The organism is Micromonospora sp. NPDC002575 (assembly GCF_042889525.1).
GTDB classification, from domain to species: domain Bacteria; phylum Actinomycetota; class Actinomycetes; order Mycobacteriales; family Micromonosporaceae; genus Micromonospora; species Micromonospora carbonacea.
Window position 1 is genome coordinate 307,380 of record NZ_JBIARA010000003.1, and the last position, 25,283, is coordinate 332,662.

A 25,283-nucleotide genomic window follows, 5' to 3' on the forward strand; every position below is an offset into this window, starting at 1 on the left:
GCTCACGCCCGGACGCGGCTCACGCCCGGACGCCGCCGAGCAGGGCGCACGGGGTGTTCCCAGGCATCTCACAGCGGTGCAGGCTAGGGTCGGTGGCGTGAGCTGCGACGCTCCAGGGTGGAGCGCGCACCTGCGGGAGTGGCGATGGTCTTCAAGAAGATGTTGAGCGCGTTCGGGGTGGGCGGTCCGACCGTGGACACCGTCCTGTCGAACCCGAACACCCGGCCCGGCCTGGCCCTCGACGGCCGGGTCAACCTGGTCGGCGGGGAGGCCCCGGCCGCCATCGAGCAGATCGCCGTCGGCCTGGTCACCCGCGTCGAGATCGAGAGCGGCGACAGCGAGTACGCGGGCATCATGGAGTTCCACCGGATGCCGGTCAGCGGGGCCTTCGAGCTCGCCCCGAAGCAGCAGCTGTCGATCCCGTTCCAGCTCCCCGTGCCGTGGGAGACCCCGATCACCGACGTCTACGGCCAGCGCCTGCACGGCATGACCATGGGGCTGCGCACCGAGGTGGCGGTGGCCCGGGCCGTCGACAAGAGCGACCTCGACCAGGTCGCCGTGCACCCGCTGCCGGTGCAGGAGCGCATCCTGGAGGCGTTCGCCCGGCTCGGCTTCCGCTTCAAGGGCGCCGACCTGGAGCGCGGCCACATCCAGGGGGTACGCCAGACGCTGCCCTTCTACCAGGAGATCGAATACTTCGCCGCCCCGCAGTACGCGCAGGTGATCAACGAGGTCGAGCTGACGTTCGTCACCAGCCAGCAGGGCATCGACGTGATCCTGGAGTGCGACAAGCGGGGTGGTTTCCTCAGCGCCGGCCACGACGTCTTCGGCCGCTACACCGTCTCGCACGCCGACGCCGACCGCGTCGACTGGGCGCAGGTGGTCGACGGCTGGCTGAAGGAGACCACGTCCCGCTACGGCGGCCTGCGCGCCCAGGGCTTCGGGGCCCCGCAGGGGTACCCGCCGCAGCACGGCTACCCGATGCAGCACGGCTACCCGCCGCAGCACGGGCACGGTCGCGGCCACGGCCGGGGCCCCGGGATGGGCGGGATCGTCGCCGGGGCGGCGCTCGGCGCGGTCGGCGGGATCGTCGCCGGCGAGATGATCGAGGACGCCATCGAGGGCGACTTCGCCGAGGACTGGGGCTTCGGCGAGGAGTAGTTCCGCACGTACGCGAAGAAACGCGACGGTGGCCCGCCGGGGATTCCCGGCGGGCCACCGTGCTGCTCGGAGCTGGTCCGGCGTCAGTGCCGGGCCTTGCGCTCCGCGCCGCTGCGGAAGTTGCTGCCGGCCTTGGCCAGGCCCCGGCTACCGAGGTAACCGATGGTCAGCAGCGTGATGAAGAACCAGGCCTGCGGGGCGCGGAAGATGTCCACGCCGACCGAGTTCTTGCCGACCAGGTACGACGCGGCGAGCACGCCGATGACGGAGGCGACGTAGACCCAGAACTCCGTCGTCGCGAACGACGGCTTGGTCTCCGTGCCCGGCGCCGTCATGGGAGGCTCCCGGTGCCCGTCGTGCATCATCGGCATCGGCCGGGTGGGTGCCTCCTGCATCGCGCGGTTCGGCATGTCGTTCATCGCCGGGTTCTGCGCTTCCTGCGTGCGGTTCATCGGCCTGGTGGATGCAGCCTGCGTGCTCATCTTGTCCTCCTCAGGATGCGATGAGTCCTTACTGCGGCTCCCTCGCCCCGCTACCGCGTTTCGGCCACGGCACGGATCACCTTCGTGGCGGGGGGCACCCCCCGACTACCCGGCGGTCCGGCGAGGTAACACCCGCCGGCCGGCGGATCGCAGCGGTTCGGGCCCGGGAGCGGGGCACGTTTGGTCGGCCCCGCGCCGGGCACGCAGCACGATTCCGACACTTCTGCGAGGTGATGGACGTGCGTGAGGACGACACGATGCGGGAGTCCGCCCGCAAGGCCGAGGAACGGATCACCGGTGGCGTCTACGGCGAGGGGGCCCTCGACGAGGTCACCGTGCCGCAGACCGACGTGCAGCGGGTCATCCAGGACGAGGACCCGGACGACCCGGCGCACGTCCGGGTCGACCCGCAGGTGCTGCGCGACGGTGGCCCCACCCGGGGCCAGGGCGCGGTCACCACGACCGGCGGCACGGCCGGGCCGGCGAGCGCCCGCCGGGTGGCCCGGCAGCCGGAGCGGCACCCGGGGAAGGTCGCCCCGACCACCACCGGCGACGCGACCACGGGTGGCCTGAGCACCCCGGCGGGCGGCGCGACCAGCGACCAGTCCAGCAGCGCCAGCCAGGTCGGCAGCTTCACGGAGGACTGACCCCGGGTCAGGCGGGGCGGAGGACGCCGAGGCGCTGGGTGGCGCGGGTCAGCGCGACGTACAGGTCGCTGTGCCCGCGCGGCGACTCCGCGACGATCCCGTCCGGGTCGACCACCAGGACGGTGTCGAACTCCAGCCCCTTGGCCTGGGCCACCGTCAGCAGCACCACCCGGCTCTCCAGCTCCGGGTGGTCGCCGACGGCCGCCTCGGGCAGGGCCGCCAGCAGGGCCGCGCCCAGCGCGTCGACCCGGCCGGCGGGCACGATCACCCCGAGCCGCCCGTCGGTCAGGTCGGCTGCCTCGGCGACCGCCGCGTCGGCCAGCTCGCCGGCCAGCCGGCCCTCGTCCACCGCGCGCTCCCACGGCGGCACCCCGCTGCGGCGCACCGAGCGGGGCGGGCGCAGGCCCGGATCGATCTCGGCCAGCACCCCGGCCGCCACCGACATGATCTCGGCGGGGGTGCGGTAGCTGACCGTCAGCTCCTCCAGCCGCCACCGCTGCGCCACGTACGGCTCCAGCGCCTCGGCCCACGACGGGGTGCCGGCGAGCGCGCCGGTCTGCGCCACGTCACCGACGATCGTCATGGACCGGCTGGGGCAGCGCCGCATCAGCAGCCGCCAGGCCATCGGCGACAGCTCCTGCGCCTCGTCGACGATGACGTGCCCGAACGCCCAGCTCCGGTCGGCGGCGGCCCGCTGCGCGGTGGTCAGCCCGTCGCTGGACTGCTGCCGCTCCAGCAGCCGGTCGGCGTCCAGCAGGTCGGTCACCCCGAGGATCTCGCCGCCCTCCGCCTCGTCCTCCACGTCGATCGACCGGGAGCCCCGGGCGATCTCCAGCACGCCCTCGGCGTACTCGCGTTGCAGGGCGCGCAGGCGGGCCCGGCGCGCCTCGGCGGCCCGGTCGTCCTCGCCGAGCAACTCGGCGGCCTCGTCCAGCAGCGGCACGTCGGCCGGCGTCCAGCCGCCCGGCTCGCGGCGCAGCGCCGCCCGGTCGGCGTCGCTCCAGCCGGGCGTGGCGGCGGCGATGCGCTCCGGGTCGGCGTACAGGTCGGCGAGCAGCCGCTGCGGGGTGAGCACCGGCCAGAGCTGGTCCAGCGCGGCGCGTACCCCGGGCTCCTCGCGCAGCTCCCGGCGGATCTCCGCGACGTCGGCCTCCTCCAGGAGGTTGGCCCCGCCGAGCGGGTCCGCGCCGATGCGGTCGGCGACCTGCGCGGCGAGGGCGTGCACGACCTCGACGTCGAAGATGGCCCGGGCCAGGTTGTGCGGCCGTCCGGAGCGGCGGGCCCGGTCCCGGGCGGCCCGCACGGTCTCCGGGGCCAGCGGCAGCACCTCCCGCTCGACCTCGATCTCCAGCGGCTCGTCGGGCACCCACTGCCGGTCCCGCACGGCCGCGGCCAGCACCTGCGTCATCTCCGCCCGGCCCTTGAGCGCCGCCGTGGCCGCCGGCTCCGCCCGCCGGGCGCTGACGCCGGGGAACAGGTCCCCGGGGGTACGCAGCAGCACGCCCGTCTCGGCCAGCGCCGGCAGGACCTGGGAGATGTAGCGCAGAAACGTCTCGTTCGGGCCGACCAGCAGCACGCCCCGGGTGGCCAGCTCCCGCCGGTGGGTGTAGAGCAGGTACGCCGCCCGGTGCAGGGCGACGGCGGTCTTGCCGGTGCCGGGCCCGCCCTGCACGACCAGCGTCCCGGGCAGGTCGGCGCGGATGATGCGGTCCTGCTCGGCCTGGATCGTCTCGACGATGTCGCGCATCCGGCCGGTGCGCCCGGCGTTGAGCGCGGCGAGCAGGGACGCCTCGCCGGTCAGCTCCTCGTGCGCGGTGGGGGAGGCGGTGGCCAGGTCGAGCACCTCGTCGTTGAGGGCAACCACCTTCCGCTGCCGGGTGCGCAGGTGCCGGCGTCGCCGCACGCCCTGCGGGTTGGCGGCGGTGGCCAGGTAGAAGGCGCGGGCGGCGGGGGCCCGCCAGTCCATCAGCAGCGGGTCGTAGTCGCCGCTGGTGTCGAAGATCCCGATCCGGCCGATGTAGTGGCGGGCGCCGTCGTCGGTGTCCAGCCGGCCGAAGCACAGCCCGTTCTCCACGGCGGAGTACTGCTCGACCTGCTCGGCGTACATCTTCACGGCGCTGTCGCGCTGGGACCGGGCCTGCTGGGTGCCGCCGCCGTCGCGTAGCTGTTCGGCGAGCCGCCGGGCAGCCTGCTCCCGCAGGCCGTCCAGCCGGTCGTAGAGCATGGAGACGTACTCCTGCTCGTGGCCGATCTCGTCGGCATGGGCGTTCTCGTCGTCGTTGCGCAGCTCGTCGGGACCCGCGGAGTGCCTTGACAAGCCTTCTCCCTAATAATTAAAATTGCGTCCGGAACGGCATTTTGCGCGCCGTTCCTTTTTTATGCCTGAATTGTTAAAGATACCGCGCGGCGACCCCTCCGGCCAAGCGATCGGGGCGGGCCGCGCCACGGGTCGGGACGGAGTCGCGCGCATGCTGCTGGGTGCCGGTCAACGGGTCGTGTTCATCGGGGACAGCATCACCGACTGCGGCCGGCGCGACCGCGCCGCCCCCTACGGCGACGGCTATCTGAGCCTCGTCCGCGCGTTCGTCGACGCCCGGCACCCGGAGCTTGAGCTGACCTGGGTCAACCGGGGCATCGGCGGCGACACGGTGCGTGACCTCGCCGCCCGCTGGGACGCCGACGCCATCGCCGAGCGCCCCGACTGGCTCTCCGTGATGATCGGCATCAACGACATCTGGCGCGCGTTCAGCCCCGGCCAGGAGGCCGAGGCCGTGCCGATCGAGGAGTACGAGCGCACCCTGCGCACCCTGCTGCGCCGGGCCGTGACCGCCACCGGCTGCCGGCTGGTGCTGGCCGACCCGTTCCTCATCGAGGCGGACGTCGACGAGCCGCAGCGCGCCGAGACCGACCGGTACGCGGCGGTGGTGGCCGCCGTCGCCAAGGACTTCGAGGCGGTGCACGTCGCCACCCAGGCCGCCTTCGACCGGGTGCTGGCGCACAGCCCGTCGAGCCGCTGGGCCGACGACCGGGTCCACCCGGGGCTGCCGGGTCACGCGGTGATCGCGGACGCCTTCCTGGCCGCCCTCGACGCCTGACCCCCGCGCGCCCCTACCGCCCCGCACCGCCCGCCCCGCACCGCCCGCTCCCGCCCCGGGGCGGCGCTCAGCGGCGGCGGGTGCAGACCTGGCGGCTGCGGCCGACGGTGTCCGCCGACCACACCACCGCCACGGTGAAGCAGTAGTCGTTGGTGCGGTCCAGCCCGTGCACCAGGAAGCTCGTGGTGCCCGCCGGCAGCGTCTCGAACGCGTCCGGCTGCCGCCCGGACGGCGCCCCGGCGAGCACGACCGGCCCGCTGGCCCCGGCCGGGTACGTCCAGCGCAGCGCGATGTTCTCCCGGTTGTCCCGCAGGCTCACCCCGCCCGGCGGGCTGCCGGGGGAGGCGGCGGCCCGGGGGCTGGCCGACCGGCTGCCGGACGGCTTCGCGCCGGGGGACCTGCCCGAGGGCCCCGCGCCGGAGGGGTCGGGCTCGGGCGGGGCGGTCGCCGAGGGCGACGGGCCGGGCTCGGGCGTCGTGCCGCCGACCCGGGCCACCCCGGCCACCACCGCCGCCGTGCCCAGCACCACCACGGTCACCCCGGCGAGCACCACGAGCGGGGTGAGCCGGCGCGGCGGGGGCGTGGGCGGGCGGGGGACCAGCACCGGGAGCAGCCGGGAGCGGTCCTGCGGGGGCGGGGGTGGGCCCAGGGCCCGCACCCCGGCGGGGGCGTCGACACCCGCGCCGGCCAGGCCGAGCACCGCGGGCGGCACCGGGCCCTCCGCCGGCCGGGCCGTCTCCTGTGGCCACCGGTCGTCCCGCTCGGCGTGGGTCGGCCCCGGATCGGCGTACGCCGGGTCGGCGCGGGCGTGCTGCCGGATCCACGGGTCGTCGTCGACCCAGGGCCCGGCCTCCCCGCCCGTCCAGCGATCGTCGTCCGGGGGGAGCCGGGGCGCGGGCACCACGGGCGGGGCGGGCTGTTCCTCCGCCGGCCACGCCTCCTCCGCCGGCCACGCCGACCGGTACGTCGGGGTGTCGTCGTCGGCCGGGTGGGGCTCCTCGTAGGACGGCCACGTGGCGGTGGGGCGCTGCTCCTGTTGGGGCGGCCACGCCGGCTCGTACGTCGGGGGCCCTTCGGCGGCCGTCGCCTCCCGGGCCACCGGCACCGTGGGCGCGACGGGCGTCTCGGGCTCGGGGGCCGGGGCCTCCCGCTCGACGGCGGGCGCGCGCCCGCAGACGTGGCCGGGGTTGGCCGCCGCCCGGGCCAGGGCCGCCACCTGCCCGGCGAGCGGGTCGTCGGCGGCGAGGTGCTGCCGGCACAGCTCCCGGGCCAGGGCCAGGGTGTCGTGGGAGTCGGCGAACTCCCCGCAGTCGCGCTGCATCGACCCGAGCCGGGCCAGCATCTTGATGCCGCTGGGGTGCCCGTCGCCGTAGACCTCGCGGTGCAGCTCCCAGGCGTCCTGGAGGCGTTCGCGGGCCACCTCGCACTGGCCCCGCGCGTATTCCACCGTGGCCAGGTCGGCGTGCGCGGCCAGCACCCGCAGCGACTCGGGCCCGTCGGACGCGGTCAGCTCGATGATGACGTCGGAGTAGAGCCGGGCGGCGCGGGCGTAGCTGCCGACCCGGTGCAGCACCGCCGCGAGGGTGGCCGCCGCCGCCACGGTGCGCGGATCGTCGCGGCCGTGCAGCCGGGTCGCCGCCGCGTACGCGAAGGCGGCCCAGCCGCGCGCGGAGTGCGGCTCGCCCAGCGCGACCAGCACGCGGGCCTGGAGGCCGGCGGCCTCGGCCAGCTCGGGGGAGGCGTGGTCGGGGCGGGGGTCGGCGTCGCTCAGCGCATCGGAGAGGAGCTGTTGAGCGCCGGCCAGGTCGCCGGCGGACACCAGCTGGTGCGCCTGGCCGGTCAATTCACCGAAGGCGGGGGACACGCCCCATCGTGGCCGCACTGCGACAATAAGTACAACCCCCCGACGATCGCGATTCGGTCATCATCCGGTCATCATCCGGTCAGGTGGTCCAGCATCGTTTCGCTGATGCGGCGTAGCTGGTCGACCTGGGCGGGGCTGAGCGCGTCGAAGAGGTGCCGGCGCACCCCCTCGACGTGGCCGGGCGCGGCGGCGGCCAGCGTGGCGAACCCGGCGTCGGTGAGTACGGCGATCTGCCCGCGCCGGTCGGTGGGGCAGTCCTCGCGCCGGATCCAGCCGGACTCCTCCAGCCGGGCGGCGGCGTGCGACAGCCGGCTGCGCGAGGAGCCGGTGGCGTCGGCCAGGTCGCTCATCCGTAGCCGCCGGTCGGGGGCCTCGGAGAGCCGGACCAGGATCTCGTAGTAGGCGTGCGGCATCCCGGCGTCGCGTTGCAGCTCGCGGTCGAGCTTCTCCATCAGCGCCCGCGAGGCGGCCAGGTACGCCCGCCAGGTGCGCTGCTCGTCGGGGTCCAGCCAGCGGGTCATGACCACCATCATAGTGGCTGTTGTTGAGCGCTCAACTAAATCGCGCTACGGTGGGGCCATGGGAATCCATCGCCTCAACCACGCCGTCCTCTACGTCAGCGACCTGGAGCGCAGCGTCGCCTTCTACCGCGACGTCCTCGGCTTCCGGGCCATCCCGATGACCCCGGACGGGTTCCGGGGCGCCGCCTTCCTCCAGGCCCCCGGCTCCACCAACGACCACGACCTCGGCCTGTTCGAGATCGGCCGGGCCGCCGGGCGCTCCACGGCCGGCCGGGCGACCGTCGGCCTCTACCACCTGGCCTGGGAGGTCGACACGCTCGACGAGCTGGCCGCCACCGCCCAGCGGCTCGCCGCCGCCGGCGCGCTGGCCGGCAGCTCCGACCACGGCACCACCAAGAGCCTCTACGGCAAGGACCCCGACGGGCTGGAGTTCGAGATCGTCTGGCTGGTGCCGGCCGACCGCCTCGACGACGCCGCGCTCGCCGCCCGCAAGCGGATCGGCCGTCTCGACCTCGACCGCGAACGGCAGCGCTACGGCGGGCAGACCCGGGGCGGCGTCGGGATCTCCGTCCCGGCCTGACCGCCGCACCGAGCGGGGATCGCCGCGCCCGACCGGGGATCGCCGCACCCGACCGGGGAGCGGTGCGGTAGAACGGCAGGATGCCGACCGACGCCGTCCTCCGCGAGCTGCTCGTCCGACAGCTCGACGCCTGGTTGCCCGCAGCTGTGCAGCGCTCGCGGCGGGCGACCCTCGCCCTGGCGTACGCCGGGACCGACGCCGGCGGCGCGGACGCCGCGCTGCGGGTGGTGGGGGAGCACGCCGACCGGCTGCGCGGGTTCCGGCTGACCGTCCTGGTGCTCGCCGAGGGCGACGAGACCCTCCCGGCCCGCCTCGGCGCGGCCGAGTCGACGCTGCCCGCCGAGGTGGCCGTGCACGTGGTGCCCGGCGACCCGGCGCGGCTGCCCGTGGCCCTGAAGGCGGCCGGCGCGGCCGGCGCGCCGCTGCTGACCCTGGCCCACGGCGGGGCGTCGACGCCGGCGCTGCTGGCCGCCGCCCGGTCCGGCCGCCCGGCCGACCTGCTGCTGGCCGTCGTGCCCGACGTGCCCCTGCGGCCGGCGCTGGACGCCGCCGGTTTCCCGCTGGTGGCCGAGGTCGACCTGCTCGCCGCGCCGGTCCCCACGGGGCGGGACGAGGCGGGCTCCCGCGACGCCGCGGTGCTACGGCTGGCGTTCGCCACCGGGTCGGACCGCAGCCTCCAGGCGTTCAAGGACGCCCTGTGGGCGGTCGACGAGCACGCCGGGTTCCGCTACCGGGACCCGGCCGACCCGCAGGGGCGGGCCCTCGACGTCGGGCCGGAGGCGGACCCGGGCCCGCTGGGCCGGGAACTGCTCGCCGAGCTGGCCCGCCGTGGCCCCCGCACGGTGACCGAGCTGCGCCGGTTCGCCCTCACCTCGACCGTCTACCGGGCGGCGGACGCCACCCGGGCCCTGGCCGGCCTGCTCGACGCGGGGGCGGTGGCCCGCGACCCGGAGCACGGCCGGCTCGGCGGGGACGTGCTGATCACTGCCGCCGGGCCTGCCGGGCCAACTGCTTGACCACGATGGACACCCCCGTGGTGACCACGCCGATGGTGAAGACCATCTGCACGCAGACCGCGACCCGGGCGAACTGGCCCTGCGCGTGCACGTCGCCGTAGCCGACGGTGGTGAGGGTGGCCAGCGTGAAGTAGAGCGCGTCGATCCGGGTGGTCAGGCCGACGAACTCGCCCGGGACGCTGCGGGCGATCACGTAGTCGGCGAGGGCGAACACGAGCAGGCCCCCGATCAGGGCGACCGCGAGTTGCAGCAGCGAGCGGACCTGCACCTGCTCGGGGTCGTCGGCCACGGCGAGCTGCCGGCGCACCAGGCGGGTGACCAGCCACGCGTCGGCGGCCACCAACGCGACCGTGGCGACGCTGCGCGCGGCCAGCCGCAGCCCGTTCGGGTCCTGCTCGACCGGCACCACGAAGTAGGCCCCCAGCAGCAGGAGGGACGCCAGCGTCGCCACCCGGCGCTGGTGTCTCGGCGACCCGTCCCCCGTGCGCGCCGTCGACCCGTCCCCCGTCATGCGGCGATTCTCCGCCGCCCCTACCGGGCCACGGCGGCGATTCGGCCAACCCGTCCCGCCGGCGCGGGCGCGGGGGGTGGGACGCGGAACGGGGCGCCGGTGGACCACCGGCGCCCCGTCGCACCCGGGGACGTCACGCCCGGGACTTGTCCTGCTTCCACGACAGCGGGCCGGGCAGGTCGACGCGGTGCGCCCTGGCGCGGGAGTTCCACGACCAGCGGCCGATCTTGATGCTCCAGGACGAGAACCCGTTCTCGGTGAAGTTGAGGATGATCGGGCCGTACTTCTTGCGCTTGCGGAACATCAGACCCATCGCGGGGCTCCCTTCGTGACCATTCCCTGCCGTGTCGGACTCGAACATGCCCGGAACGCCGATTCGGGAAACCCGCGTCCGTCCGCACTGGACGCCGCCGCGGCACCCCGGCCGCCAATCCATACCGAACACATAGGCATTCGGATCTTGTTTCTCCTGCGTGAAACTGATTCACGAGTCAACTGCGGCGCGCATCTCATTTCGTGGAAGGGCGTTGACCTACCGTCGGAGGCGGCGGCACGATGGGGCCATGGCGCAGCGGGAGGGGCTTTTCGGGGAGCACGCCGCCCTGCGGCGTCCCGCGCGGCGGCCGGCGTGACCACCAGGGAACGGCCCGCGACCGGGGCCACCGAGCTGCGCCCGGTCGACACCGACCTGCTCCGGGCCCTGCTGCACCCGCAGGCGGCCACCGTCGCCCTGGTCACCACGCCCGGCCGCGCCGCCCGCCGGGGTCGACCGGCGCTGCCCCCGGCCGCGTTCACGGCGACCTCGTTCACCGCCGTGTCCCTGGAGCCGCCGCTGGTCTCGTTCAGCCTGGCCACGGCGTCGTCGAGCTGGCCCGCCGCCGCGCGCGCCGAGCACGTGGCCGTGCACCTGTTCGCCGCCGGTCAGCAGGACGTGGCCCGCGCCCTCGCCGCCGGCGGCGTCGACCGGTTCGCCGCGCGCCCCGGCTGGTCGCCCGGACCGTTCGGGGTGCCGCTGGTCGACGGGGCGCTCGCGGTGCTGCTCTGCCGGGTGGCGCACCGGGTGCCGGCGGGCGACCACGCCGTCGTCATCGCCACGCCGCTGGCCCTCGGGGCCGGGCGGGACGGCGCTCCGCCCGCGCCTCACCGGGGCGCGTTCAGCGCGGTGTGAGCCCGCCGGTGGGCTTCAGCGCAGGCTGACCCCTGCGGGGGTCAGCGGGGCTCCCACGCGTCGGGGCGGGCGATCAGCCGCCGCACGTGGCCCGGCAGCCGCCCGCTGGCCATCTCCGCCAGGCTCACCTCGTCGACCACCTGCCGCACCGCCGCCCGCACGGCCACCCAGAGCCGGGGCAGGTTCTCCGCCGCCCCGTCATAGCTGGTCTCCTCGGGGCGCATGCCCCGCACCCCGGCCAGGGGGCCGTCGACGGCGCGCAGGATCGCGCCGATGGTGATCTCCTTCGGCGGCCGGGCCAGCGTGTAGCCGCCCTCGGCCCCCCGCTGGGCCCGGACCAGCCCGGCCCGGCGCAGGTCCGCCAGGACCGCCTCCAGGAACTTGCGGGGCATGTCCTGCTCCGCCGCGATGGCCTGGGTCGACAGCAGGGAAGGGTACGCGGTGGCCAGGCTCAGGGCCGCCCGTACCGCGTAGTCGCCGCGCGCGGAGATCTGCACCCACTCATCATGCCCGCCCTGTCATCCCCGCCGGGCCGGTGGGCGGCCGTTACCGGGCGGCCCGCCCCGCGCCGACCGGAACGCACCCGGGCTCAGGCCCACCTCGCGGGTGAAGAACCGGCCGAAGTTCGTCGGCTCCGGGAAGCCGAGCCGGCGACCGATCCGGGCGATCGGCTCGTCGGTCGCGGCGAGCAGCCGGCTGGCCTCCAGCGCCACCCGGTCGTCGATCATCTGCTTCGCGCTGCGCCCGGTCGCCGCCAGGCAGGCCCGGGTGAGGGTACGCACCGAGCAGCCGATCCGGGCCGCGTAGTCCTCCACCCGCCGGGTGTGCTGGTAGCCGCGCTCGACCTCGTGGCGCAGCCGGCGGAACGTGGCGTTCTCGGTGCGCTGCCCGGCCGCGTCCGCGCCCGCCGATGCTGGTGGCGGCAGCAGCGCGAGCCGCAGCAGCAGCACGGCGAGCCGGTGCCGCAGCAGCGCGCGGGCGGCGGGCACGCCCGGTGGCCGCCGGCAGTCCACCACCAACTGGGCCACCTCGTTGCGCACCGCGCCGGCCTCCTCGCCGACGAGCTGCCGGTGGGCGGGCAGGTCGTCGCCGGCGTCGACGTCGAGGCCCCGCAGGGCCGTGGCCGACCAGCGGACCACCACGGCGTCGAGCCGGACGCCCTCGCAGCGCAGCGCCTGGCCGGGGCGGGCCCGCAACAGCGTGCCGGTGCGGCAGGGCAGCGGCCGGAAGTCCAGCTCGGCGGTGCCGTGGCCGCCCGTGACGAGGACGACCAGGTCCGCGTCGAGCAGGACCGGGCGTCGCCAGTCGGCGTCCCCGGCGAGGTCGCCGAGGGCGAGCGTCGTGATGTCGTCGGGTCGGGGCGGGGAGGCGGCGGCGCGGTGCGCCGGTGAGGGCTGACCGGAGGGGATCATCGCCTGCGACGGTATCCCGTGCACGGGACGGTCGCATCCCGGCGGGACTCCCGGTGCCGCTTTCCCTCGCCGGTCGGCCGGGTGGCTTGTCGGGGTGCGGCCGGCGGGCTACGTTACCGATCGGTAGTGCCCGGGGTCCGGCGGGCACCCGGCGGCCCGCCGAACAGCAAGGGGATGGCATGACGGATCTGTTCTCGGTCGACGGCAAGACGGTCCTGGTCACCGGCGGATCGCGGGGGATCGGGCTGATGATCGCCCGGGGCTTCGTGCGGGCCGGCGCGCACGTGGTCATCTCGTCGCGCAAGGCCGACGTGTGCGAGGCCGTCGCCAAGGAGCTCTCCGCCGAGGGCCGCTGCGAGGCGATCCCCGCCGACCTCAGCCGCGACGAGGGCGCGCTCGGGTTGGCCGCCGCCGTCCGCGAGCGGACGGACCGGCTCGACGTGCTGGTCAACAACGCCGGGGCGACCTGGGGCGCGCCGCTGGAGGCGTACCCGGAGAGCGCCTTCGACAAGCTGTGGGCCGTCAACGTCAAGGCCGTCTTCCGGCTCACCACCGCCCTGCTGCCCGAGCTGCGGGCGGCGGCGAGCGCCGACGACCCCGCCCGCGTGATCAACATCGGCTCGATCGACGGGATCCGGGTGCCGTGGCTGGAGGTCTACGCGTACTCGGCGACGAAGGCGGCCGTGCACATGCTCACCCGCAGCCTCGCCCACCAGCTCGCCGGCGAGCACATCACCGTCAACGCGATCGCGCCCGGCCCGTTCGAGAGCAAGATGATGGCGTTCGCGCTCGACGACCCGCAGGCGCGGTCGGCCATCGAGAAGCAGGTGCCGCTGGGCCGCATCGGTCGCCCCGACGACATGGCGGGCGCGGCCATCTACCTGTCGTCGCGGGCCGGGGCCTACCTGACCGGCGCGGTGATCCCCGTCGACGGCGGGATCACGACGCACGGCTGAACGCGTAGCGCGTACCCCGTGGTTGGTGACAGCCCGGGGCCGCGCGGACTCGGCAGATCCGCGCGGCCCCGGGTGTGGCGTGGTCAGCGACCGGCGAGCAGCCGGGTCACCGCCGTGTCGACGTCCAGGTGGTCGGCCTCCCGGCCGCGCGGGACGACGACGTAGGTGCGCCGCAGGAAGCGCACCAGGACGCTGCGCGGCACCTCGAACAGGGCGTTGCCGTCCGGGGACGACAGCGCCAGCGCGACGAAGTCCCCGCGCGGGGTGGCCCACGGCCAGACCCGCACGTCGCCGATGCCGGCCGGCTCGTCGAGGCCGGTGACCAGCAGCTCGCGGGCGAACGACCAGCTCACCGCCTCGCCGCCGGCCGATTCGGCATGGAACAGGACGTGGACCGCATACGGGTCAGCAGGGTCGTAACGCAGGCTGGCACGCACCGGCAAGGCGGTGGCGTCAGGCGCGACGAGCCTTAGCGACGTCTCGACCTCTACGGTCGTCGGTCGGATGACACTCATGGACGTTCTCCCCCCGGCACCGCTGCGGAACGCGCGTGTCCCGCTTTCCCCATACTCAGGTGCTACCTCTGGCTACGCTCCGCCATACGCTGACTTCACCCTGTGGTGGGAAGAGGGTCGGAAACGCCGCTAGAATGTGAAAATTCTTGTACGATATCCGGTTTTGCCCAATGCTTGATCCCGCCTGGCGTCGGGGCTGGTTCAGACGTCGACTTACTCCGGTAACGTCCAGTGGTCCGATGGAGTGACGGGCCGCGGCGACACTGGGGGACGAAATGCCAACGAACCGATCCTCAGTGGAGGTCGCGGCCCGGTCCGGAAACCCCGACGGCGGGGTCCGGGCAGCCGAAAGGCGGGGGTACGCAGTGCCGAAGCAGCAGCGTGGCCGGCGCGGCCCGGGAACACCCGGCGACGCGACGACCGGGGGTGGGACAGCCGTCGCCGAACGGCGCGGCGGACGCCTGCGGCAACGCATCGCCACCACCCTCGACCTGATCCGCGCCAATCCCACCGGCCGCGTCGCCCTCAAGATATTCATCGCCGTCGCCGGCGCGATCGTCGTCACCGTCGGCATCGCGCTCATCCCACTGCCCGGCCCCGGCTGGCTGCTCGTCATCGCCGGGCTGGGCGTCTGGGCCGTCGAGTTCCACTGGGCCCGCCGGCTGCTCGCCTTCACCCGCCGGCACGTGCACGCCTGGACCCGGTGGGCCACCAGCCGGTCACTGCCCGTGCGCCTCGTCCTCGGGTCCGTGGGCCTCGTCTTCGTCGCCACGGTCGTCTGGCTGTCGCTCAAGTACAGCCTCGGCATCGACCTGGTGGCCCGGGCGCTGCACTACCTCGCGACGCACTGACCCCGGATTCGCGGTCCGGTCCCTCGATCAGGTAGAGTCATCGTCGCTGAGGGCGATTAGCTCAGCGGGAGAGCGCTTCGTTCACACCGAAGAGGTCACTGGTTCGATCCCAGTATCGCCCACGCAGATCAAAGGCCACCTTCCATCGATGAAGGTGGCCTTTCTGCTGCCCTACAGCAGCGAAGTACAGCAGTTCTCGTCAGTGCCCGAGTGATTCACCGAGGCGCTTGAGGGCCTCCCGGGTCGCCGTGGACGAGACCTGGGTGTAGATCTCCATCGTCACCGAGAATCGGGCGTGCCGAAGGATCTGCATGGCGACCCGTGGGTGCACGTCGAGGTCGGCCAGGAGGGTGGCACAGGTCCGGCGGGCGTCGTGAATGGTGATCGGCCGGACGCCCGCCCGGTCACACCGCGTCTGCCAGGAACGCTGGAAGTTGCGCGGCTCGATGGGCGTGCCGTAGCGGGTGGTGAATGCGAGGTCGTTCTCGTGCCACGCCTTCCCGGCGGTCGCCCGTGCCTCGTCGCGTTGTTCGCGTCGCAGCTTCAGTGCGGCCACGCAGATGTCGGGCAGGGGCAGCGTGGCGTCGGACGCCTGGGTCTTGGTGTCGCGGTGCAGGAGCTGTCCGCGTACCCGTTGCAGTCGCCGGCCGATGGTCAGCTCACCGGCGTCAACGTCGACGTCCGCCCAGGTCAGACCGAGGGCTTCGCCCTTGCGCAGGCCGGTGACGAGGACCAGGGCGTACGCGGCGTAGAGGGGGTCTTCGTCGGCGCGGGCCGATTCGAGGAACCGACGGGCCTCGTCGCTGGACCAGGACCTGCCCCGCCGACGGCGGACCGTGGCCAGGGTGACCGGCACGGCCGGATTCCGGGTGATGAGGTCTTCGGCCTGGGCGTGGGTGAGGGCGGCCCGCAGCGCGGCCCGGATGTCGCTGACCGTCCGGGGCGACGGGGCGGCCTGGCAGCAGAGGCCCACCGCGCAGCACCGACGCTTCTCCGTCCGGCGGGCGGCGTCCTTGCCCTGGGCGCAGCACTGGCAGGTGCGGGCCACCTGGTTGAGCCAGGTCTGCACGTCCCGGGGCTGGAGCCGGTCGAGCCGCTTTCCCCCGAGGCCGGGGACGATGTAGCGCCGGACGAACGTCTCGTAGGTGGCGAAGGTCAGCGGCGTCCGGTTCGGCTGGACGATCTCGGTCAGCCAGTAGGTGAGGAAGCCGCCGACCGTCGGGACGTTGGTCGCCACCGGTCCGGCCTTGGCCTGCTGGTGCAGCTTGATCCACTTATCGTGGACGGACTCCCGGGTCTTGCCGTAGACGTACTTGCGGGTGCGCTTCCCGTCGGGCTTGGTGACCCAGACGTACGCGGCGAAGCCGTTGCGGTAGGGGAAGATCGAGCCTTCGCCGTTGGCGCGGGTGCGTCCGGGCATCAGGCGGCCTCCTGCCGTTCGACCTGTTCGCGGATGTAGTCGTCGACCCATTCGGGCAGGATGCGGCGGTACTTGCCGTCCTTGATGGAGCGCAGCTCGCCGGAGGCGATCTTCATCTTGACCTTGGACAGGCCGAAGCCGAGCAGGACGGCGACCTCGGCGGGCGAGTACCAGCGCGGGGTGAGGTGCCGGGTCATGCCGCCACCCCCGACCACGCCTCGTGGGCGAGTTCGTGGCGGCCGATGCGGTGGCGTTCGCGGCGTTGGGCGGCGGCGGTGTTGGCGAGCAGGGCGTCGCCGTCGGTCAGCCAGCCGGAGCCGACGAAGGCCAGCGTGCCGACGGTGACCGTGCCGGCGGTGTCGTCGCTATCGGCGGTGTCGGTGTGCTCGGTGCGGCGGTAGGCGGCGCGGGTGTCGCGGAGCAGGCCGAAGGTGACCGAGTAGCGGCGGGCCTTGGTGAGGAAGTGGCCGCCGTAGCCGAGCATGTGCGCCCATCGGCGCAGCCCGGCGTATTCGTTCGGTGTGGTGTCAAGGGCGGCTTGACGCTTGCCGGTCGTGTCGGTGGTGCTGGTGCTCGGAGCGTGGGTGGGGCGGCCGAGTCGCCAGCAGGCGTCGATGAGGCGGGCGAGGTGGTCGCCTTCCGGGTCGGCGTAGGTGTCGACGGTGTCCGGGGTGAGTCGGGTGGAGCAGTGGCCGGTGACCTCGGTGGACTTCGTGGCGTACTTGGCGAGGTAGGCGGCCACCTTGGCGTTGGTCACGTCGCCGTCGCTGACGCCGATGCGGCGTACGTCGACCTGCTCACCCCAGGCGACCTGCCAGCCCTGCGGCCGGTCGGGGTGCGACGGGGTGGTGACGGTGATCTGCCGGGTGGCGGCGTGGACGGCGGCGTCGAGATCATCGACGGTGACGCCGGCCGGCGGTGGCACCAGGGCGTGCCGGTCGTGCGGGTCGACGCCGTCGAGGCGCAGCAGGACGTGGAAGTGCACCGCGCCCCGACGCTGCATCTCGGCGACCTTCCCGTGCGACACCCGCACCGGCGGCACCCGCCGAACCCGGCCGGAGTCGGTGACGACCTGGACGTGGGGGATGCCGCGCCGGCGGCACACTGCGGTGAGATGCCGTTCGATGGCCTGTTTCGTGCGCCGCCACAGCTCCCCCGAGAGGTAGTTCCAGACGGCCTGGTGGTTGTGGTCGTAGCAGTCCAGGCACAGCGGTCGACCGAGCTGCGGATCGTCGGCGTCGTGGCGGGTGAAGCAGGCCGCGGGCCGACCGTGCGGGCAGGTGCCGGCGATACTCCGGGCGCGGCAGGGTGCCGGCCGGCAGTCGCAGCGCCGACGGCCGGCGCAGGTGTGTCGGGGGATGTGCCGGTGGTGCACCGGGCCGAAGGACGGCGCGGTGAAGGTGGCGAAGACCACCGGATGCGCGCTGACGGTGGAGGGGACGGTCTTGCCGCCGGTCAGGCCGCAGCGGACCACCTGGAAGGCGTCACCGGCGTAGACCCAGGCGCAGTCGGGGCACTGGGCGGCACGGCGGTTGCCGCACGCCTTGTAGAGCGTCCGGTCGGGCAGCTCGTCGGTGTGCCGCTCGGCCAGGACGCGGCCGGTGTCGGGTTCGACGGTGGTGAGGGTGCCGGTCAGGCGGATCGGGCGGGTGCAGGCACCGGCGGCGCGGGTGTGCTCCAGCCAGCCGAAGAAGTCCGGGGTGGAGGCGCGGTGCAGGGCCTGGGCGTCACGGCCGGCGGCGAGAGTGAACGGGGTGGACACGGTTCTCTCCTCAAGGGGTGGCAGGGGACGGGCGACGAACTGTCACCGGACGCCGGAGCGGTGTCCGTCGGTGGTGTTCGTGGTGTCTCCTGGCACCGCCGGAGAGGGCGGCTCACGCCGGAGGGCGGGGTTTGGCCATCGGGCCGCGTGCCGCCGTTGAGCCGGGTTCCTGGGTCTTGGTGAGGCCGGGACGGGTGGGGTGCCTGGTCGTCGGCTACCGGCTGGTCGCCGCAGGCGATCCCCACCCGTCGAGGTGTGCGAATCCGAGGGCCATCGTGGACGGCGGGGAAGGCCGTGCTGGGCCGGTCAGCGGATTCCGGGTCGGCGCAGTGGCCGGTGCGATCGAGAGCCGGCGGGACGTGCCCCGCGTCAGCGGCAGGAAGGCCGCTCGGCAACTCCGAAGTCGAGTTCAGCGATCCGGCGGGAAGGCCGCGCTGGCGTGCTCGACGAGGGCCAGAGTAGCACCGGGTACCGACACGTCAACCCGTCGTGACTTCGCAGCCGAAGCGGGACGGCCGGCTGCCGGCCGGTGTGGGAGGACTTTCTGTACGTCTTCAAGGCGGCCCTGAACGGGCCGCACGCGCCGCCGCCAGGGCGCGTGCCCGTCGCTCCGCTGGCGCTCCGACTCCGGCCACGCAACACGCCCGGCGGCTGGCGCGGAGAGCGGAAAGCCCGGAGGAGCCGCCGCAGACGGGGGTGGCTCAGAGTGGTGGAGGTCCGTCGCCGGCAGCCGGCCGCGCCGCGCCCGAGCAGCGCGGCGCACAGAGGGCGCGCGCCGGGTCCGCGCGGCAAGCCCCAAGCATGGGGGCGGTGTCCGCGGAGGGCATGCCGGTCGTCCAGGAGCCGGCTCCGCAGCCGCTCCGGGTCAGGTCAACGGCTCACCTGGGAGGGGGAGGGGTGGCCGCCGGTGGCCAGCTCCGACCCCGGGAGCCGGGTCCCCGCCGGCCAAGGTTGGTTCAACTGCGCCACTGTGGCGGTGCCCGTCGGGGGCCCGGTCCGTGACACGAGAGCCGACTCAGTCCGTCCGGTAGCGTCCGAACCTGCGTCAAGGCACGCCTGACACAGCGGTGGGCGGCACGCCCCGCTCCACAAGGGACGGCTCGACGACGGCTTGCCTTGGCCCGCGATGATATGGCGAAGTCGGTCGCGAAGGGGGATGGGATTTGGCGAAGTGGTGGGAGCTTTCGCTTCCCGTCGTCGGGACCTTGGCTGGAGCCTTGGCGGGCGCTCTGATTCAGGGCTGGAACAACAGGAAGCAGGCCAAAGACCAGGCGCAACATCAGCGAGACATCTTGCTCATGTCCGAGAAGGTCCAGGCGCAACATCAGCGAGACATGATGCTCATGTCCGAAAAGGTCAAGCTCTACGCGGAGTTGCTCAGGATTCTGAACGCCATGGTGCCGGCAGGTAGGCGGCTTGACGACTACCACCGGGCTTGGACCGAAACCAAGACGGCGTTGAAAGCCCGGGGTGAGGTGTCACCCGAAGAGGAACAGCAACTGGCGAGTTTGCGAGTGACTGGCGAGTCGGCTAGACGAGAACTGGCCCCCCTGTACGACAAGTTGGGGCATCTTGCTGACGCAATTGAGTTGTATGCGCCAGATGATGTCGTGGAAGCGTTTTTGCTGGTCATCGCGGATCAACGAGACGGGTCGAGAATCTTCAACCTCCGGAAGATGTTGCGTTCTGACCTGGGTGTGACGAAGCGGGTCGCTTCTGACAGGTAGGGCAGTCCTACTGCCGCCTCAGCTCATCGAGGTCCGGTGGTTCCTCTGGGACGCGAAGGTCAAGCTCCGCCGCAAGATGGCCGTCGGCGGAGCTTGACCTTCATAGAAGCATCGGGGCCCGAAGTGGTCAGGTCTCGTGCCGGTCGATTGTAAAGCGAGCGGGCTTGAACAGCGCAGGCAGATCGCGAAGGGTTACGCCCTCTCGAATATCTGCGAGGATCGCAAACATGTAAGCAAGCCACTGGGCGATCTTTGCTGCGACGATGACCGATTCCGCTACACGAGCCTCGCCGGAGACCGAAACCTCTGTCGTTGTAGCGATTCTGTAGGTGCCCGGTATCCCAGGCGCCGGCGCAGTCCCTCCAGCCGCCACTTCATCAACAACGACATTGGCCGATGAACCCAGCAAAAGCCGTGCGAACTCTATCCCTACAAGGGTTGCCGCCGAACTTCGGATTACCTTAGATTCATGCTCGATTTCCACCCTTATGCTTTTGGCATTCCAAGCCAACCCGAATGCGTAAGGGATGAACTCGAAAACTCGGGCCAGGTAGGTCGAAAGACGCAAAGCCTCTGGGGCAAGAGCCCGATCCAGCGCGAAGCTGCCTCGCCATATCGCAAGAGCTTTCGCCAGCTTGAGGAGCTTAAGGCCATCGAGGGCCTGCAGCTCCGCCAACCACTCCTCTTCGTAACGGCCTCTCTCGGAAGTCGGAAGCCGGCGAGCGGCAGACCGAATTACTCTCGGAGAGGCCCACGCACTTAAGTCAAGCAGTTCCGCAGTAACCATCGAAGCTATTGCGCCGATGATAATTCCCGCCCAGAATCCGGCATTCATGCTGCGCCAGTCACCGCCCGCCACGAGCGGGGAGTAACGCGCCGGATGGCGTGTTCGAGAGCAAGCCTCGCCGAAGCCGCACCATGGGAACTCAATTGGTAATACCTGCGACGGGGGCGCCCGGGCTCAACAGCCTCGTGCTCCTCCCAGGCAGACTCAAGCCATTCAACCTGTTCAAGCCGAGCCAAGATCGGGTAGAGCGATCCCGTCGCGATGCCTGCCTCGCGAGCCACCTCAAAGCCGTAACGAGGCTTCAGGGGATCTTCGAGGAACACGCGCAGGACGGCCTGGGTCGCAAGCGTCATACGTGGTTCACTAGCCATGTCACAACTCTACATAGGTAGAGAAGCGCGGCGCAAGCTTGGGCGCCAGCAGGCTCAGGGCCAGGAAGAGAAGGTGGTCAGCTTCCTCAGGCGGGAGAGTTCCTGGGCCGTCTCTGGGCCGTCTGGGCCGTCGCCGGGCGGTCAAACACCGACCAAAGACGACCGACAACGACCAGCAGCACCCGAAGAAACAGCAGGTCAGCCGCCATGTGAGGGCGGCTGACCTGGTGGGCGACGGACGAGTCGACCTGTACGCCGGTTACAGATAGTGTCTGCTGCCGTGGAGTTCGCTGCGGGAATCCCCAGTCGGTGGATCTTGACCCTGCGGTCTGGCGGGGTCATGGAGTTGGCGGCTGACGCGTACAGCGAAGAGAACGGCCAACTGCTGTTCAACGTGTTGGTCGAGGCAGACGCTGATGAGCAGGATCAGATGGTGATCGACTGGCGGACACCGAACAACCCACGACGCGTCGGCGTCGTGGTGGCCAAGGTGCCGGCAGCCGAGGTTGTCGACCTCTACACCGCTCCGTCATGGTTCGACGATGGCGGCAGTGTCGACACGACCGCCTGACTGACTGGCCAGGATGCCGTTGCCGACAGCAACGATGACAGCAATCGGCGCGGGCGGAGCCGCCCCTCTCCCGACCGGTGCCGGACGGTTGCCAAGAGCCCGGAGGCGCGGACGGACCCGGCCGGACGGCGCGCCCAGAACTTGTAAGCGAGACGTCGGGCAGCGGCGAGGCAGCAAGAAGGCAGCGCGAGCGTCGACGTGGGTCGACCGCGAACGTGAACCAACGACGCCCTGCACCTGCTCGTCGACGCGGGCCGCCACCAGCTGGCAGCGACCGACAGCTTGAGACCGCATCCCCCCGACGGGGGTCGGTGTCGGGGTCCTCGCGTCGGCTGGGCGGCGGCCGAGCAGTGCGCCAGGAGGCGTTGCCTGCGGCGCGTGGTGGGGGTTCGGCGCGGATACTGGCGGGGTGGTGGAGGAGCAGGCGACGGAGCTGACCCGGTGGACCATCCACGGCGAACGGGTCGTGGACGACACCCGGCGAGCGCGGTTGAGCATCGCCGAGGTGGAGTTGCCGGACGGGGTGCGTTTCGAGCAGTACGTGATCCGGGCTCCCCGGTCGGCCATGGTCGCCGTTCTCGACGATCGGGAGCGCCTGTTGTTGATGCGGCGGCACCGGTTCGTGTTCGACCGGTGGGTGTGGGAGTTGCCCGGCGGCTACGTCGACGACCAGGAGCAGCCGGCGCAGTGCGCGGTGCGGGAGGTCGAGGAGGAAACCGGCTGGCGGCCCCAGGCGGTGGAGTTATTGCTGTCCTTCCAACCGTGGGTCGGCACTGCCGACGCCGAGAACCTGCTCTTCCTGGCCCGGCATGCCGAGCACGTCGGCGCTCCCGTGGACGTGAACGAGGCGGAGCAGGTCGCCTGGATTCCGCTCGACGAGGCGTACGGGCTGGTGTCGCGGGGTGGGATCGTCGGTGCCGGCACGGTGATTGCGGTGCTGGAGCTGGTCGCGCGTAAGGCCCGGAAAGAGCTGTGACGGTCAGCGCCGCCGGCCGAGGGTGGCGTCGACGCGGCCGGTGAAGTGCCGGACGGCGGGCAGCCGCCGGTGCGGGGCAAGCTGCGCTTGAAGGTCGCGGAGGTAGCGGACGGCTCTGGCGGAGCGAAGCTCGGCGGTCAGGGTCAGGGCTTCCGCGCCGATGGCGCAGGCCCGGTCGGGTTCGCCCTGCTGGGCGTGGACGCTGGCGAGCAAGACAAGGTTGAAGGCTCTGCCGCGTACGTAGCGGTTGTCCATGCGCAGGGAGCGGGCGGCGAAGCGTTCGGCGTGGGTGTTGCGGCCGAGGGCGTGAAAGCAGTGGCCGAACTTGGCCGACAGGTACGCCTCGTCGAAGTAGCTGAGCCACTGCGGGTCGCTGCTGCGGTCGGCCCGGTCGAGGGCTTGTTCCGCCTGGTGTAGGGCGGCGGCGCAGGCCCGTTCGTCGTTGGCCTTGGCCAGGGCGTGGGCTTCCATGACGTGGGCTTCGGCGGTCAGGACGGGAACCCCGGCGCGGCGCGCGGTCTGGCCGGCGGCGCGGGCGAGGTCGAGGCCGGTGGCGGTGTGGCCGAGGTAGGTGGCCTGGTGGCTCATCGCGGCGAGGATCTCCGCGCCGAGGCCGTCGTCTCCGGCGGCGTGGGCGAAGTCCAGGGCGAGGGTCAGGTACCGCTGGGCGATGCCGTGCTCGGCGGTGTCGTACGCCTGCCAGCCGGCGAGCTGGGCCAGTTCGGCGGCGGCGCTGAGCAGCCGTTGCCCGGTGGCGTGGTCGTACCGGCCGTCGGTGAGTAGTGGGGTCACCTCCTGGTGGAGGTAGCGGGCCACGGTGTCGCGGGCGTGCCCGCCGCCGTACTGGTTGTCGAGTTGGCGGTAGGTCGCGGTCATCGCGCGGATGGTGTCAATCTCCGGTTGACCGACCGTGTTGCGGCCGGGTTGGGTGACCGGGGCCGGGTCGGGGGCGGTGAACCAGCGCAGCGCCGGCAGGGTGTAGCCGGCGGAGCTGAAGGCCACCTGCCGGAGTACGTCTCGACGGTTCACGTCACCTCGCCAAAGCTCTGTCGCACTGCGTACGTCGTCTTGCCAGGTCCGCTGCAACGGCGGCTCGCCGGGAACGCGCCGTTCAGGGTCGGTGGGTGGTGCGGCCTGCCGGGGTGCCAGGCCCATCGTGGTACGCGCCTGGTCGGTCATCCGGCAGCCGTCGGCGATCCGTTCGAGGACGTCGATCGAGGTGACCTTGCGTCCGGCCATGATCCGGCTGACGTAGCCCTGTTCCAGCCCGACGGCGGCCCCGATCCGGCTCTGACTCGCCCCGGTGAGACTCGTGATCCAGCGGAACAGCCCGCCGATGTCGCGGGCGGCCAGCACGGTCAGCACCTCGCCGTGCGACCACGCTTCCTCCGGAATCCGAAGGGGATCGAGCGGATCGAGCAGCACGGCAGCTCCCAGCGTCGCGTTCCGACTACTCAAGGTGTTCAGGTCGACAGCCTAGGGCGACCGTTCGCGCTGGTCGAGCCATCCCATGTCACCGTGACATGACCGCTGGCCATGGAACCGGCCGCCGCCGAACGGGATGGTCGGCGCATGTCCTTCGATGTCGACAACCCGCCCGTGGAACCACCCGCCGACTGCCAGCACCGCCTGCTGTGGCGGCTGGCCCGCGCCCTCTGGGAGGCCCACCGACCCGACAGCTTCGGCTTCTGCGTGGTCGCCGGCTGCTGGCACGAGAACCAACGCGACCCCTGCCGGCTGGCCCAACTCGCACAGCAGGGAATGCGCACCGCCTGCGGTCAGGCCACCCCCGCCTCACCGCCCTGGATCGCCGTCACCCGCGAGCGCCTGGCGGCCGGGGACATCGATCCTGTGGACGCCGTTGCCGAAGCCCTCTGGCACCGCCGCCACGCTCCCAGGCCGAGGCGGTGACCGGTGGGAGCCCTCTACACCTCGGCGGCCTTCCGCGAGTACGCCAGGGCACAGGTTGCCCACGCGGACATCCTGCTGACCAAGCACGCCGAATCGGCCCTGAGCCTGTGCCGGTGCGGCCGGCTTCACCCCTGCGACGACCGCCAGCACTGGCTACAGCGACGCGCCCACTTCGGGCGGTTCCTCGTCGACGAGCAGTACAGCAGCGAAGTACAGCAACCCCACCCACCGAACCCGCCCCTGAGCCACCCCAGCAGGCCGGACGACCTCGGTTGACGCCCGACCGGACCGGCCTGCCGAGAGTTCACACCGAAGAGGTCACTGGTTCGATCCCAGTATCGCCCACACTGAATACGGCGAGGTCAAGGCCAGGTTCCGAGATGTCGGACCTGGCCTTACTGCTGTCCTTCCTGGAGATCATGAGTCATCCATGAGTCACGAGCTGGAGTGGGATCTCCTTGTCGAAGCCCTGCGCCTTTGGCAAGCCGAAGGGCGGGTGCACGATCAGCACCCGCCCTTCTCGCTGGGTCCGTATCGCGCCCTCAGGGGTGCTACCGCAACCAGGATGATCAACGTTCAGACTGATGGCCGGCCTCCCGCACCCTGAGGCATGGGTCGCTCTTGGCATGGTGGACTCGGGGATGCGCTGACCGTCACTCACGGCCCGGTTTCGCGCAAACTGCGACGCGCAGGCGTGAGTGTTGGAGTTGTCTGCGCTGGTTTCGCCCGTGCCGACCATCAGCAAGTCGGCGTGGCGGCGGCATCGGCTGGATCTGGCATGGGCCTATGCGGAGCTGCGACAGTACGGGAAGGCGACAGCGGTGCTGACGCAGTTGCGCGGCACAGCGCCTACCTGGCTACGGCAACAGCGGTACGCCCGGGACATCGTGGAGTCGATCGCAACAAGTCGCCGTCGGGCGATGACGGACGAGTTGGCGAACCTGGTCGACCTGATGGGCCGTGCGCGCTGACTGGTACG

At 72.4% G+C, this 25,283-nt stretch carries 28 protein-coding genes, 1 tRNA gene and 1 pseudogene; 15 read left to right on the forward strand and 15 right to left on the reverse strand.

Annotated features, from left to right (window positions below):
- Positions 1–144: 144 nt before the first annotated feature.
- The gene (locus ACFYWL_RS06985; protein WP_386968430.1) at positions 145–1,161 is read left to right on the forward strand and encodes a sporulation protein; all 1,017 of its coding nucleotides are present in this window, start codon (positions 145–147) and stop codon (positions 1,159–1,161) included.
- 83 nt (positions 1,162–1,244) lie between these two features.
- Here the strand turns inward: ACFYWL_RS06985 and ACFYWL_RS06990 are convergent, their stop codons facing one another.
- A complete protein-coding gene (locus tag ACFYWL_RS06990) occupies positions 1,245–1,643 on the reverse strand; it encodes a hypothetical protein (protein ID WP_386968432.1) in 399 nt (132 codons plus the stop codon).
- Between the two features lie 239 nt (positions 1,644–1,882).
- Between ACFYWL_RS06990 and ACFYWL_RS06995 the strand changes: the two genes are divergently transcribed.
- Positions 1,883–2,290, forward strand: a complete 408-nt coding sequence (locus tag ACFYWL_RS06995) for a hypothetical protein (protein WP_386968435.1) — start codon at positions 1,883–1,885, stop codon at positions 2,288–2,290.
- 7 nt (positions 2,291–2,297) lie between these two features.
- Here ACFYWL_RS06995 and ACFYWL_RS07000 read toward each other — a convergent pair whose 3' ends face one another.
- The gene (locus ACFYWL_RS07000; protein ID WP_386968801.1) at positions 2,298–4,514 is read right to left on the reverse strand and encodes a HelD family protein; all 2,217 of its coding nucleotides are present in this window, start codon (positions 4,512–4,514) and stop codon (positions 2,298–2,300) included.
- A 244-nt stretch (positions 4,515–4,758) separates the two neighbouring features.
- Here ACFYWL_RS07000 and ACFYWL_RS07005 point away from each other — a divergent pair, with 244 nt between their 5' ends.
- Entirely contained in the window at positions 4,759–5,385 is a 627-nt protein-coding gene (locus ACFYWL_RS07005) for an SGNH/GDSL hydrolase family protein (RefSeq protein ID WP_386968438.1), read from the forward strand.
- Between the two features lie 67 nt (positions 5,386–5,452).
- On the opposite strand, the gene ACFYWL_RS07010 is transcribed toward ACFYWL_RS07005, so the two are convergent.
- Both ACFYWL_RS07010 and ACFYWL_RS07015 read right to left on the reverse strand, forming a co-directional pair.
- Complete coding sequence (locus ACFYWL_RS07010; protein WP_386968440.1) at positions 5,453–7,249, reverse strand: tetratricopeptide repeat protein; 1,797 nt, start codon at positions 7,247–7,249, stop codon at positions 5,453–5,455.
- Between the two features lie 71 nt (positions 7,250–7,320).
- Entirely contained in the window at positions 7,321–7,779 is a 459-nt protein-coding gene (locus tag ACFYWL_RS07015) for a MarR family winged helix-turn-helix transcriptional regulator (protein WP_386968803.1), read from the reverse strand.
- 49 nt (positions 7,780–7,828) lie between these two features.
- On the opposite strand from ACFYWL_RS07015, the gene ACFYWL_RS07020 reads away from it, so the two are divergent.
- The gene (locus ACFYWL_RS07020; RefSeq protein ID WP_386968442.1) at positions 7,829–8,350 is read left to right on the forward strand and encodes a VOC family protein; all 522 of its coding nucleotides are present in this window, start codon (positions 7,829–7,831) and stop codon (positions 8,348–8,350) included.
- Positions 8,351–8,430: 80 nt separating this feature from the next.
- Positions 8,431–9,366, forward strand: coding sequence for a hypothetical protein (locus tag ACFYWL_RS07025; RefSeq protein ID WP_386968445.1), 936 nt, complete (start codon positions 8,431–8,433; stop codon positions 9,364–9,366).
- Here the strand turns inward: ACFYWL_RS07025 and ACFYWL_RS07030 are convergent.
- Together ACFYWL_RS07030 and ACFYWL_RS07035 are read right to left on the reverse strand one after the other, a co-directional pair.
- Entirely contained in the window at positions 9,332–9,877 is a 546-nt protein-coding gene (locus tag ACFYWL_RS07030) for a potassium channel family protein (protein ID WP_386968447.1), read from the reverse strand. The two genes, ACFYWL_RS07025 and ACFYWL_RS07030, sit on opposite strands and share 35 nt — an antisense overlap.
- Before the next feature lie 133 nt (positions 9,878–10,010).
- Entirely contained in the window at positions 10,011–10,190 is a 180-nt protein-coding gene (locus tag ACFYWL_RS07035; RefSeq protein WP_350706667.1) for a DUF4236 domain-containing protein, read from the reverse strand.
- A 315-nt stretch (positions 10,191–10,505) separates the two neighbouring features.
- On the opposite strand from ACFYWL_RS07035, the gene ACFYWL_RS07040 reads away from it, so the two are divergent.
- Positions 10,506–11,045, forward strand: a complete 540-nt coding sequence (locus tag ACFYWL_RS07040; RefSeq protein WP_386968449.1) for a flavin reductase family protein — start codon at positions 10,506–10,508, stop codon at positions 11,043–11,045.
- 41 nt (positions 11,046–11,086) lie between these two features.
- Here ACFYWL_RS07040 and ACFYWL_RS07045 read toward each other — a convergent pair whose 3' ends face one another.
- Complete coding sequence (locus ACFYWL_RS07045) at positions 11,087–11,542, reverse strand: Rrf2 family transcriptional regulator (RefSeq protein ID WP_043962626.1); 456 nt, start codon at positions 11,540–11,542, stop codon at positions 11,087–11,089.
- A 21-nt stretch (positions 11,543–11,563) separates the two neighbouring features.
- Positions 11,564–12,457 (reverse strand): helix-turn-helix transcriptional regulator, encoded by an 894-nt coding sequence (locus ACFYWL_RS07050; protein ID WP_386968452.1) that lies wholly within the window; start codon positions 12,455–12,457, stop codon positions 11,564–11,566.
- Between the two features lie 179 nt (positions 12,458–12,636).
- Here ACFYWL_RS07050 and ACFYWL_RS07055 point away from each other — a divergent pair, with 179 nt between their 5' ends.
- Positions 12,637–13,413: a RhlG family 3-oxoacyl-ACP reductase gene (locus ACFYWL_RS07055; protein WP_386968455.1), complete on the forward strand. Its 777-nt coding sequence runs from the start codon at positions 12,637–12,639 to the stop codon at positions 13,411–13,413.
- Positions 13,414–13,496: 83 nt separating this feature from the next.
- Here the strand turns inward: ACFYWL_RS07055 and ACFYWL_RS07060 are convergent, their stop codons facing one another.
- Entirely contained in the window at positions 13,497–13,928 is a 432-nt protein-coding gene (locus ACFYWL_RS07060; protein WP_007075525.1) for an SsgA family sporulation/cell division regulator, read from the reverse strand.
- Positions 13,929–14,203: 275 nt separating this feature from the next.
- Here ACFYWL_RS07060 and ACFYWL_RS07065 point away from each other — a divergent pair, with 275 nt between their 5' ends.
- Positions 14,204–14,779 carry a TIGR02611 family protein gene (locus ACFYWL_RS07065; protein WP_386968459.1) on the forward strand — a complete coding sequence of 192 codons (576 nt, stop codon included), beginning with the start codon at positions 14,204–14,206 and terminating at the stop codon, positions 14,777–14,779.
- Between the two features lie 50 nt (positions 14,780–14,829).
- A tRNA-Val gene (locus ACFYWL_RS07070) sits at positions 14,830–14,901 on the forward strand.
- Between the two features lie 77 nt (positions 14,902–14,978).
- On the opposite strand, the gene ACFYWL_RS07075 is transcribed toward ACFYWL_RS07070, so the two are convergent.
- The 3 genes from ACFYWL_RS07075 to ACFYWL_RS07085 are packed head-to-tail and all read right to left on the reverse strand — an operon-like array spanning position 14,979 to position 17,961.
- Complete coding sequence (locus ACFYWL_RS07075) at positions 14,979–16,199, reverse strand: tyrosine-type recombinase/integrase (RefSeq protein ID WP_386968462.1); 1,221 nt, start codon at positions 16,197–16,199, stop codon at positions 14,979–14,981.
- Positions 16,199–16,396 carry an excisionase family DNA-binding protein gene (locus ACFYWL_RS07080; RefSeq protein WP_386968464.1) on the reverse strand — a complete coding sequence of 66 codons (198 nt, stop codon included), beginning with the start codon at positions 16,394–16,396 and terminating at the stop codon, positions 16,199–16,201. Before ACFYWL_RS07080 ends, ACFYWL_RS07075 begins: the two co-directional genes overlap by 1 nt.
- A complete protein-coding gene (locus ACFYWL_RS07085) occupies positions 16,393–17,961 on the reverse strand; it encodes a replication initiator (RefSeq protein WP_386968467.1) in 1,569 nt (522 codons plus the stop codon). The genes ACFYWL_RS07080 and ACFYWL_RS07085 overlap by 4 nt, the downstream gene beginning before the upstream one ends.
- Before the next feature lie 1,163 nt (positions 17,962–19,124).
- On the opposite strand from ACFYWL_RS07085, the gene ACFYWL_RS07090 reads away from it, so the two are divergent.
- Complete coding sequence (locus ACFYWL_RS07090; RefSeq protein WP_386968470.1) at positions 19,125–19,688, forward strand: hypothetical protein; 564 nt, start codon at positions 19,125–19,127, stop codon at positions 19,686–19,688.
- Positions 19,689–19,815: 127 nt separating this feature from the next.
- On the opposite strand, the gene ACFYWL_RS07095 is transcribed toward ACFYWL_RS07090, so the two are convergent.
- Together ACFYWL_RS07095 and ACFYWL_RS07100 are read right to left on the reverse strand one after the other, a co-directional pair.
- Positions 19,816–20,364: a hypothetical protein gene (locus ACFYWL_RS07095; RefSeq protein WP_386968473.1), complete on the reverse strand. Its 549-nt coding sequence runs from the start codon at positions 20,362–20,364 to the stop codon at positions 19,816–19,818.
- A 155-nt stretch (positions 20,365–20,519) separates the two neighbouring features.
- Positions 20,520–20,846, reverse strand: a complete 327-nt coding sequence (locus ACFYWL_RS07100; RefSeq protein WP_386968476.1) for a PadR family transcriptional regulator — start codon at positions 20,844–20,846, stop codon at positions 20,520–20,522.
- Positions 20,847–21,126: 280 nt separating this feature from the next.
- Here ACFYWL_RS07100 and ACFYWL_RS07105 point away from each other — a divergent pair, with 280 nt between their 5' ends.
- On the forward strand, positions 21,127–21,417 hold the full coding sequence (locus ACFYWL_RS07105) for a hypothetical protein (RefSeq protein WP_386968479.1): 291 nt from the start codon (positions 21,127–21,129) through the stop codon (positions 21,415–21,417).
- Positions 21,418–21,826: 409 nt separating this feature from the next.
- On the forward strand, positions 21,827–22,393 hold the full coding sequence (locus ACFYWL_RS07110) for an NUDIX hydrolase (protein WP_386968482.1): 567 nt from the start codon (positions 21,827–21,829) through the stop codon (positions 22,391–22,393).
- A gap of 3 nt (positions 22,394–22,396) precedes the next feature.
- Here the strand turns inward: ACFYWL_RS07110 and ACFYWL_RS07115 are convergent, their stop codons facing one another.
- The gene (locus ACFYWL_RS07115) at positions 22,397–23,815 is read right to left on the reverse strand and encodes a helix-turn-helix domain-containing protein (protein WP_386968806.1); all 1,419 of its coding nucleotides are present in this window, start codon (positions 23,813–23,815) and stop codon (positions 22,397–22,399) included.
- A 150-nt stretch (positions 23,816–23,965) separates the two neighbouring features.
- Here ACFYWL_RS07115 and ACFYWL_RS07120 point away from each other — a divergent pair, with 150 nt between their 5' ends.
- The 3 genes and pseudogenes from ACFYWL_RS07120 to ACFYWL_RS07130 form a co-directional block, all read left to right on the forward strand.
- Positions 23,966–24,304, forward strand: coding sequence for a hypothetical protein (locus ACFYWL_RS07120; protein WP_386968484.1), 339 nt, complete (start codon positions 23,966–23,968; stop codon positions 24,302–24,304).
- Between the two features lie 3 nt (positions 24,305–24,307).
- Positions 24,308–24,580 carry a hypothetical protein gene (locus ACFYWL_RS07125; protein WP_386968487.1) on the forward strand — a complete coding sequence of 91 codons (273 nt, stop codon included), beginning with the start codon at positions 24,308–24,310 and terminating at the stop codon, positions 24,578–24,580.
- 422 nt (positions 24,581–25,002) lie between these two features.
- Positions 25,003–25,275 (forward strand): annotated as a pseudogene (locus tag ACFYWL_RS07130) (hypothetical protein); the annotation flags it as partial.
- Positions 25,276–25,283: the final 8 nt, after the last annotated feature.

Excerpts from the sequence above, each read along its gene's own strand:
- ACFYWL_RS06985 (WP_386968430.1), top strand. The coding sequence starts at position 145 with ATGGTCTTCAAGAAGATGTTGAGCGCGTTCGGGGTGGGCGGTCCGACC.
- ACFYWL_RS06990 (WP_386968432.1), bottom strand. The coding sequence starts at position 1,643 with ATGAGCACGCAGGCTGCATCCACCAGGCCGATGAACCGCACGCAGGAA.
- ACFYWL_RS07000 (WP_386968801.1), bottom strand. The coding sequence starts at position 4,514 with ATGCTCTACGACCGGCTGGACGGCCTGCGGGAGCAGGCTGCCCGGCGG.
- ACFYWL_RS07005 (WP_386968438.1), top strand. The coding sequence starts at position 4,759 with ATGCTGCTGGGTGCCGGTCAACGGGTCGTGTTCATCGGGGACAGCATC.
- ACFYWL_RS07015 (WP_386968803.1), bottom strand. The coding sequence starts at position 7,779 with ATGGTGGTCATGACCCGCTGGCTGGACCCCGACGAGCAGCGCACCTGG.
- ACFYWL_RS07020 (WP_386968442.1), top strand. The coding sequence starts at position 7,829 with ATGGGAATCCATCGCCTCAACCACGCCGTCCTCTACGTCAGCGACCTG.
- ACFYWL_RS07025 (WP_386968445.1), top strand. The coding sequence starts at position 8,431 with ATGCCGACCGACGCCGTCCTCCGCGAGCTGCTCGTCCGACAGCTCGAC.
- ACFYWL_RS07030 (WP_386968447.1), bottom strand. The coding sequence starts at position 9,877 with ATGACGGGGGACGGGTCGACGGCGCGCACGGGGGACGGGTCGCCGAGA.
- ACFYWL_RS07035 (WP_350706667.1), bottom strand. The coding sequence starts at position 10,190 with ATGGGTCTGATGTTCCGCAAGCGCAAGAAGTACGGCCCGATCATCCTC.
- ACFYWL_RS07050 (WP_386968452.1), bottom strand. The coding sequence starts at position 12,457 with ATGATCCCCTCCGGTCAGCCCTCACCGGCGCACCGCGCCGCCGCCTCC.
- ACFYWL_RS07055 (WP_386968455.1), top strand. The coding sequence starts at position 12,637 with ATGACGGATCTGTTCTCGGTCGACGGCAAGACGGTCCTGGTCACCGGC.
- ACFYWL_RS07060 (WP_007075525.1), bottom strand. The coding sequence starts at position 13,928 with ATGAGTGTCATCCGACCGACGACCGTAGAGGTCGAGACGTCGCTAAGG.
- ACFYWL_RS07065 (WP_386968459.1), top strand. The coding sequence starts at position 14,204 with ATGCCAACGAACCGATCCTCAGTGGAGGTCGCGGCCCGGTCCGGAAAC.
- ACFYWL_RS07075 (WP_386968462.1), bottom strand. The coding sequence starts at position 16,199 with ATGCCCGGACGCACCCGCGCCAACGGCGAAGGCTCGATCTTCCCCTAC.
- ACFYWL_RS07080 (WP_386968464.1), bottom strand. The coding sequence starts at position 16,396 with ATGACCCGGCACCTCACCCCGCGCTGGTACTCGCCCGCCGAGGTCGCC.
- ACFYWL_RS07100 (WP_386968476.1), bottom strand. The coding sequence starts at position 20,846 with ATGGCTAGTGAACCACGTATGACGCTTGCGACCCAGGCCGTCCTGCGC.
- ACFYWL_RS07120 (WP_386968484.1), top strand. The coding sequence starts at position 23,966 with ATGTCCTTCGATGTCGACAACCCGCCCGTGGAACCACCCGCCGACTGC.